The 8572-nt window shown below is 48.8% G+C and carries 6 protein-coding genes, 2 tRNA genes and 1 rRNA gene; 4 read left to right on the forward strand and 5 right to left on the reverse strand.

The genetic code is table 11. The annotated features are described in order from the left end of the window. Positions 1–62 precede the first annotated feature (62 nt). Together secD and secF are read left to right on the forward strand one after the other, a co-directional pair. Positions 63–1457 carry a protein translocase subunit SecD gene (secD, locus tag F1593_RS21180; protein WP_172632322.1) on the forward strand — a complete coding sequence of 465 codons (1395 nt, stop codon included), beginning with the start codon at positions 63–65 and terminating at the stop codon, positions 1455–1457. An 11-nt stretch (positions 1458–1468) separates the two neighbouring features. Further along, positions 1469–2746, forward strand: a complete 1278-nt coding sequence (gene secF / locus F1593_RS21185) for a protein translocase subunit SecF (RefSeq protein WP_149403563.1) — start codon at positions 1469–1471, stop codon at positions 2744–2746. Between the two features lie 188 nt (positions 2747–2934). Here the strand turns inward: secF and F1593_RS21190 are convergent, their stop codons facing one another. The 3 genes from F1593_RS21190 to F1593_RS21200 form a co-directional block, all read right to left on the reverse strand. Beyond that, positions 2935–3576 (reverse strand): HD domain-containing protein, encoded by a 642-nt coding sequence (locus F1593_RS21190; RefSeq protein WP_149403564.1) that lies wholly within the window; start codon positions 3574–3576, stop codon positions 2935–2937. Between the two features lie 106 nt (positions 3577–3682). After that, a complete protein-coding gene (locus F1593_RS21195) occupies positions 3683–4267 on the reverse strand; it encodes a CHAD domain-containing protein (protein ID WP_149403565.1) in 585 nt (194 codons plus the stop codon). Beyond that, positions 4254–5732 (reverse strand): Ppx/GppA phosphatase family protein, encoded by a 1479-nt coding sequence (locus tag F1593_RS21200; RefSeq protein ID WP_149403566.1) that lies wholly within the window; start codon positions 5730–5732, stop codon positions 4254–4256. Before F1593_RS21200 ends, F1593_RS21195 begins: the two co-directional genes overlap by 14 nt. Positions 5733–6015: 283 nt before the next feature. Between F1593_RS21200 and F1593_RS21205 the strand changes: the two genes are divergently transcribed. Together F1593_RS21205 and F1593_RS21210 are read left to right on the forward strand one after the other, a co-directional pair. Further along, positions 6016–6099, forward strand: a tRNA-Leu gene (locus F1593_RS21205). 175 nt (positions 6100–6274) lie between these two features. Continuing rightward, positions 6275–6358: transfer RNA gene (locus F1593_RS21210), tRNA-Leu, on the forward strand. A gap of 97 nt (positions 6359–6455) precedes the next feature. On the opposite strand, the gene F1593_RS21215 is transcribed toward F1593_RS21210, so the two are convergent. Continuing rightward, positions 6456–8060, reverse strand: a complete 1605-nt coding sequence (locus tag F1593_RS21215) for a serine/threonine protein kinase (protein WP_149403567.1) — start codon at positions 8058–8060, stop codon at positions 6456–6458. 304 nt (positions 8061–8364) lie between these two features. Beyond that, a 23S ribosomal RNA gene (locus tag F1593_RS21220) occupies positions 8365–8572 on the reverse strand; the annotation flags it as partial.

Below are 8572 nucleotides of genomic sequence, written 5' to 3' on the forward strand. Positions count from 1 at the left end.
ATGGGGCGTCTCGTTGCGCACCCAGGAAGATTTCAAACCAACCCAGTGAGAGGAAAATATTTATGCGGCGAGGAACAATTGCACTCCTCATTTTTATTATTCTGTTAGCCGCGGGCGCATCATTTGTCGTCTTCTGGCCCAACAGAGATGTGTCCCTCCACGGTGTTAAGGTCAATAATCCCTTCACCGTAACACTTGGCCTTGACCTACAGGGTGGTTATCGTGTTCAACTCGAGCCCAAACCCAATCAGAATGTCACATCCGATAATATGGAAACCACACGTCAGTTGATTGAACAACGTGTGAACAGTGGCCTGGGTGTAAAAGAAGCCAATGTGGTCCTGCAACAGGGCTATGGCTCCAATAGCACCAGTATTGTGGTTGAGCTGCCGAATTTCAGTGGAGATCAGAATGCAGCATTGCAAACACTGCTGAAATCGGGAAAACTAGAGTTCTGGAATACCGGCTCAAGCGGCTTGCAAGATGGTACCACATTTGTGCCGTCACAATACACATCAACCAATCCTGGTGGGAAGCCGATTTTCACGGGTGGCGATCTCGATCCCAACGGACTGAGTGTTGGACAGGATCCTCAGACCAATAAGTACCTCATTAATTTCCAGATGAAGACCAACACAGGGGCGGCCGCAAGGTTTGGTCAATTTACGGCAAATAACGTCGGCAAATATATGACGGTAACTTTGGACGATACTGTCGTTACTTCGGCTGTCATTCAAGGTGCCATTACTGGCCAGGGGCAGATTAATGGCAATTTCACACAGCAATCTGCCAGCCAGGTGGTACAGTTACTGAAATATGGTTCATTGCCAGTGGCACTCGATCAGACCAGTGAACAAATTATTGGTGGAACGCTGGGTGCACAGGCCATTGCACACGCCATCCTGGCCGGTATCATTGGTTTGGCAGTTGTAGCGCTGTTTATGTTGCTCTACTATCGCCTGCCTGGCTTCCTGGCAGACATTGCTCTGGTCATCTACGCGGTCGTAACATTTGCGATCTTTAAGATGATTGGTGTAACAATGTCACTGGCAGGTATCGCCGGTTTCATCCTCTCCATTGGTATGGCCGTAGACGCGAACGTGCTGATCTTTGAGCGTGTAAAAGAAGAATTGCGAGCTGGCCGACTGTTAGCATCCGCCATCGATATTGGCTGGAAACGTGCCTGGCCCTCGATCCGCGACTCAAATACCTCCACGATGCTCACCTGCGCCGTCCTGTATGCCTTTGGTAACAACTTCGGTGCGACAATCATCGTTGGTTTTGCCACAACCCTGTTCCTGGGCGTTGTCATCAGTATGTTCACCGCCATTGTTGTCACACGTACGCTCTTGAATCTGCTTGTGCCAACCGGCGTCATCAATCACCCTGCACTGTTCGGAATTTCAGCCGATGCCATTCCTACCGCTAAGGTGGCGCGGCGTAATAGCGCGGTGTAGAGGAGGCAGCAGTGTTAAATTTAGTTAAATACCGCAAACTGTTTATTCTGATCTCACTGATCGTGATCATACCAGGCACACTCTCTTTGATCCTGTTTGGATTGAATGTCGGCATTGACTTCAAGGGTGGCACCAACATTGTTTTGAGCCCTCAACAGGCTGTCGCCAGTTCAGATGTGATCGACAACTTGCTCAAGCCATTCAATCTCGATAGCACAAAGGTTGTCCTCGGACAAGATAAAGCCGACGCATCCAAGACCGTCTGGATTCGCTTTAATACGACGGTTGATAGTACGGTTATCAACAGTGTCAAGACGAGCCTGGGCAAGAAATATCCGAATCTGGGATATGACCAGGTCAATATTACGAATGCAGGCCCACCCTTTACATTGTTGACTGTGACCAAATTCGCAACGCTGCCTAACGCAGATGATATTAAATCTGCATTGACCAATTTGCCAAAGACAGGGGGCACAACTCCGGTCAGCCTGACTGATGTCAAAGTCGGCAATAACTCGCAAACAATTAACATTGAGACGCTAACGACCGTCGACAAATCTGCTGCAAGCGGCAACGCAAAAGTTAACCTGACCGATATCCAAGGCGCATTTATTAAAAATGGGGGACCTTACTTCCAGATTCAGAGCGAATCGGTCGTTGGTCCATCAGTTGCCGGACGAACGACCGAGATGGCGTTCCTGGCGGTCCTGGCGGCCTCTGTGCTGATCCTGCTCTACGTCTGGTTCTCATTCCGCAAAGTGCCACGAGCCTTACGCTATGGCGTCTGTGCTATCGTCGCACTGTTGCATGACGTATTAGTAGTAGCCGGTATCTTCTCGATCCTGGGGCACTTCTTCAATGTTCAGATTGACTCGCTGTTCATTACCGCCCTACTGACAGTCATTGGTTTCTCGGTCCACGATACAATCGTCGTATTTGACCGTATCCGTGAAAACTTACTGCGCAGCACGACCGAATCCTTTGAAGAGGTTGTCAACGCCAGCCTGGTACAGACCCTGGCTCGTTCATTGAATACCTCACTGACTGTGCTGTTTACGCTGTTAACGCTGACACTCTTTACCGGTATCGGTACTGATATTCACACCTTTACCCTGGCTCTGTTAATTGGTATCTTTAGCGGTACCTACTCCTCAATCTTCAATGCCAGTATGCTGCTGGTTATCTGGAATAATAGGGAAATGGGCACAAAATATCTGCAACGCAAACGTGAGGAACTGCCAACCAAACGCAGCCGCGAATCACGTGAGCTTGCGCATACGCGTGGCTAAATTCAGTCCAGAGATACTTCAAAACCGGCAGGCTGCTTATTACTGAAAAGAGATAAGCAGCCTGCCGGTTTTTTTTATAGCATAGGCACAAGAAAAGAGAAAAAAAAGATTATACCCTGACCTTAGTGGTAACAAATATCCATTGGAAGCATTAAAATAAAAGCAGGTCCAGGTCTGGCACATCGGGACTAACTATAGACCACGAAGTGCAATTTACGGTGATAGACCTTCTCGAAGAGATCGGCTTTCTCCTGAGCGTGCTCTAATTCCTGATCTAAGTCGGCCAATGGACGGGTCCACAAGCGCAAGGACCACTCTTTTTCATTACAATGGGGTATATCAGCCTCGACTTTGAGCACACGTCCATCATGGTTATAATCCAGGGCATCAGAGATACGCAGCAAGGCGGCCATACTGGACACACGCTTGCGCGCAACCGATGACAGGACGGCATATTCTTCATGATCAGTACTGGGCAAGGCTCGGCGGTGATAGCGAGCGATGCATGCGACTTCGTGACGCTGCTTCTCTGAAAAACCGGGTAGAGGAGTCTCGTTGATCAAACGATAAGAGTGCTTATGGTGTCTACGGCTTTCAATCATCATTCCCGTATTGTGGAGAAGGGCCGCACGTTCAAGTAAACGCAAAGCATGCTTGCCATAACGGTGTATTGGCCTGGTCGCTTCAAATAGTTGTACAGAGAGTTGAGTCACGTGTCGGGCATGCGGCCAGTCTTCAACCAGTAAGCCGCCGCTCAAACGCAATTCCTCTTCTGTAGGTTGATCATGCTTCATCCAATCGACCTCTTTAACCGAATCTTGCAACATCATGCGAATTTCCTCCTAAGACAGGGCATAAGCCTTCTTGTGCATACAGGACGCTCTATCCACACCATTCCAACCTCGCTATACCCTAATATAAACAGACATCTGCTACCTATGAAACATCCAACATCGTCACAATCTGATGTTGAAAATCTTGTCCTTTGAGCTTATACCAATGTTCACGAAAAACAGTGTATTGACGTTTACGCTGCCGTTGTAAATGGCGGAGCAACGCTTCCAATCCTTCACGCTGCGCAGGAGAAGGGCCTTCAGAGGAACGGAGCAAGTGTGCCATCATAGCAGGATCAATCATCAGGCGGCCTTTATGTGCATGTTGAGCGACCGCAGCCAGAGACTGCTCATACTCGCCGCCACTATCCTGACCACCCAGACAGAGACGCAATAAAGCGATCATGACATCTTTATCATGGAGTGAGCCCAACTCCTCCTGAATATGTTCCAGTTCTTTAAGAATGGCCCCACACGCATCAGGGAAAGTATCAACAAACACTTCCAGAGTATAGCGAAGACGCTTCGTCGCAATTCGCAAATTGTGGAGTTCCTGGACGCTATAGGAATTATCGACATACTGAGCCCAGGAATACATCTCCTCCAGGCGTACGCTGGCAATTGCCCGAGCATTCTGCCCGGTGAGAGCATGCGCATCGAGATTGGCAACCACCTTAGCCTTTGCCATGTTTTTCTCCTTCTTCAGCCAGGCAGGCCTTTAAAGAGCGCAACAATGCATCCTTGTCCAATTTGAGTAGCCGCTTCTCCAATAATTGCTGATGGGACATGCGATATTCAGATAAGCCATCAATCAACCAGCGAATACCCGCCTGCTCAGACGCAGAAGCTTGTTCTAGCTGCTGACGTAAGGTATCAATCATGACATCTGTATCACGAGCAATGCCCAACGCATCAGCAATATCTTTAATCTGGGCATAGACTGCCTTAAATGGGCGGCGCTGGCAGATAGATTGATAGGCATCCATAACGGCGCGTAGACGCCGGGAAGCAACACGCATCTTATGGACTGCTTCACTATCCTCGTGTTTCAAAACCACATCGCGCCAACCAAGCATTGTCTCTGCGCGTGTCAAAAACAGCCGACGTCCAGAGGTAATAAACTCCTCATGATAGGTCACAATCTCAACGTTGGTGTTAACATGTGAGGTTGCCTGCGAAACATTGTGAGCTTGCTGGCGGGCCTCTGCTAACCATTGTGCACCATTGCGTGCATAAGCCAGTGCCACCCCCTCACGGATGCCATAGCTGCTGATATGGACCTCTTTTAGATCAAAGGTCTCAAGCAAGGAGAGAAGAATCAGCACACCGGCGGTAATGATTCTGGCACGCTTCGTATCAAGCTGATAGCGTTGCGCAATCTCTTCCGCTGACAGAGCCCAGAGGAGGCCTTCACAACGCACCAGATCCTCATGGGTCAATATCGCATGGCTTGTATCGAGCCCAAAGGCACGCTGAGCCAGTATCAACAGGGTATTTGCGCTACCCCCCGTAGCAAATAAGATGGGCGGAAACTGCTGTAGTTGCAAGCCTGTAAGATAGGTATGCAAAAATATACGCGCACTTGCTCGATCAGCCTCTGTAGGAGGATCAGCTGTCAGATAACGATCATGAATAACACCAGAGCCAATTGGTAGCGAGGTATGCCAGGAAATCTGCATATCTTTGGCGATGACCAGCTCTGTGCTCCCCCCACCCATATCCATTACACTCACTTTAGCAGGAGGTTGAGCACTTTTAGAGAGCTCATAGGTCGCTCCATAGAAGGTCAGTGTTGCCTCCATGTCACCATCAATGCAATGCACCTCAATCCCAGCTTCCTGCTGGATCACCGTTAGAAAATCATCTCTGTTACTGGCTTTACGAATAGCTTCGGTTGCGATAGCCAGAATTGTCTGAGCAGAATGTTTAGTTGCTAAAGCTTTAAAACGCTGCAAAACAGAAAGTGCATGGGCTTGCTTTTCAGAAGAGATGGCACCGGTGGCATTCACACTTTCGCCAATACGTACGATAGCCTCATCGGTCTCCAGAATGTCCAGAACTCCATCTGGACATGGACAACGTGCAACCACAAGGCGAAGTGTATTACTGCCAATGTCGATAGCAGCGCAAACAGGAACATTTTGTCCTTGCATGAAGAACTCCAGATTTCTATCCAATATATTTATGCCGATATATGTTATACGTGGATAGACGATTCCGAGCGTACACTTGCATCAGCCAGTTTAGTGGGGGTTAACAATGACATTATAACACGAATTCCCGTCCACAATACTGTAGAGTTTATCCAAGGAATACCAGTTGCCATACAATTCCCCGGCAAGCAAGCAATTATATATCCGTTTTGAAAGTCCCGCAAAAACCTATTGACAGTTACGGATAGATCCTGTATGATAGACCCATCCTAAATGGATACAGGCCGAAGTGGTGAAATTGGTAGACACGCAACGTTCAGGGCGTTGTGCTCGCAAGGGCATGGGGGTTCGAGTCCCCCCTTCGGCACTCATATTTCTACACCGCCTTACAATCAGTAAGGCGGTTTTGTTTTGCCCAGTTATCTGATGCAGAAAGTAAGCGATGCTAAAATGTCAGTGTGATTTTGGCGAAATGCCCCAAAAGAGGGCGTTGACAAAGAGGCCAAAATCCTGTATGATAGACCCATCCTGAATGGATACAGGCCGAAGTGGTGAAATTGGTAGACACGCAACGTTCAGGGCGTTGTGCTCGCAAGGGCATGGGGGTTCGAGTCCCCCCTTCGGCATTCCTACTTCTATACCGTCTTACAATCTGTAAGGCGGTTTTGTTTTGCCCCTGCAATAAACCGTCTTTCCCCAGTGAAACAGCCAATCACTGCCTGCCTATAGTTGCTGTAATGACGCCTGATCAATCTTCCAGGAACCATCCTGCTGCCTTGTGAGGGTCGCATTCCACATATAAGAGTGCGGCATCGGACAAGCACGAACAGCCAGTGACGTTTGAGAGTGCAGCATAATTTCGATATTGACTGCGCCCGGACCGCGCTCGATGGTCTGCTTAAAGATGAAGCTATTCAAGGACACAGACTGATATTCGGTCATAAATTGGCTATAAGATATGCGGTGCTGAAAACTATGATCTAACAGGCTATATGCAGAGCGGTAGTCTTGCCGCCTCATATCAGCATAGTATCCAAGCACCAGCGCCTGGCCCTGAGCGATTGGTAAAGCTGATGGGTCTGGCGGAGCTGCGAAAGCTCCAAAGACTTGCAGGCAGGTGATGACGATGAGAGATAAAATTACCAGACAGGAGAGAGATTTTAGGAGCAAGCTACGCAGGAAGGATGGCTGGCGTAAGATGGTTGATGGGAGCGGCAAGATCTGCGTGTGGAGGGTCGAGAAACCAAAGTCCGTGACTGCACTGGCAGGATCTGTTTCTAACGGAGTCACCGGAAGCGGTGCTAAAGGGATGGCTGGTGGGCCAGAAGTAAGCACACACTGAGGAGAACAGAGCTCCATTTGAGCCAGGATATCATCTACCAGATCAATATGATGGGATTGGCGCCTGGGATGCGGCGGCTCAAGCGCCTCGGCAAAGGCACGGGCGAGCGCCCCGGCAGATGCGTAGCGATCCTCACAGCTCTTAGCGGTTGCTTTGTACAATACGGCATCGATAGCGAAAGGAAGCGCAGGATCGTTGGCGTGTAACGACGGCAAGGGCTCCTGGAGATGTTGCCGGATCACACCAGGAACGTTGGCAGCCTTGAAGGGCACCCAACCAGAGAGCATCTGGAAAAGGAGAATACCCAGTTGATAAATATCTGAAGCCGCAGCGAGAGCTTCGCCACGGATCATTTCGGGGGACATATAATATGGAGCATCGCGCAATGGTTGATCGAGATCAGGATGTCCAGCGACTTGATACGAGATACAAAAATCGGTTAAGAGCAGTTGATCATTAGCGGTAAACAAGATATTGCCTGGCTTCAGATTGCCGTGTACGATACCCAATGAATGCGCGTAATCCAGGGCTGAGGCTGCCTGTAAGAGATAAGAGAGCGTTTGTTGGGGAGAGAGTCTTCCCTGCCGCCGCAGGCGCTGCTCCAGGTTACAATGACCTGTGGTAACATCTGTACTGTGGCTGTAGTTGACATCCAGATCACTGGCAGGCAGGTTGTTATTAGTATTACGATTGTTACTAATATAAGGCATCACAAAATAAGCAAGCTGATTATATTCACTATAGTCTAGCACAGGCATAATGTTGGGATGCTCCAGGCGAGCCATGAGCGAAATGGCATGCTGAAAGCGAAGAGGAAAGCCATCTTTCCTCGATGGCTGAGGCCGAATGATCTTTACAGCCACCTGATATACCGAAAACATCTGCCGGGCCAAATAGACACTACTCACGCTATCGTGATATCCAATATTGTGCTCCAATATATAATTGCCTAGCATGGAACCCGCAAGTTCATCGTTCACTGTCATTATTATGCTCACCCATCTTCTTACTACTAGCAGTGTATTTTAATCTATAAACATGATTGCTCAGGTATGATATCGATAGAAGTCGTGTGAAAAGATGCAGGATAAAGGAGAGTCCTTGAGTAATTTTGAGGCACAAAAAAAAGACTCGTCATATATATAACGAGCCTTTAAGTGTTTTTCTGATTTGGAATTTTGAACCACTGAAACGTGCATTTCCTCAATTTTGCCGAGCGCCTGTTTGTCAGCTTCGTTGAAGCAGACGACGCGCCATCCATTGCAGAGCCACGATGAAGATACAAATGTGTGAAACAAGCCGTACGATCATTAGGGCGGCTTCGCTGCACCTGTTACCAGGCTTGCACGTGCCGTCTATCAACCAGGTGTTCTGCCTGGGATCTTGATCTCACGAAGAGATGGGAAAACTTATCTTGGGTGCGGCTTCGCGCTTAGATGCCTTCAGCGCTTATCCCTTCTCGACATAGCTATCCAGCTCTGGCCCGGGCGGGCCAACT

The organism is Dictyobacter arantiisoli, assembly GCF_008326305.1.
Lineage (GTDB): Bacteria > Chloroflexota > Ktedonobacteria > Ktedonobacterales > Ktedonobacteraceae > Dictyobacter > Dictyobacter arantiisoli.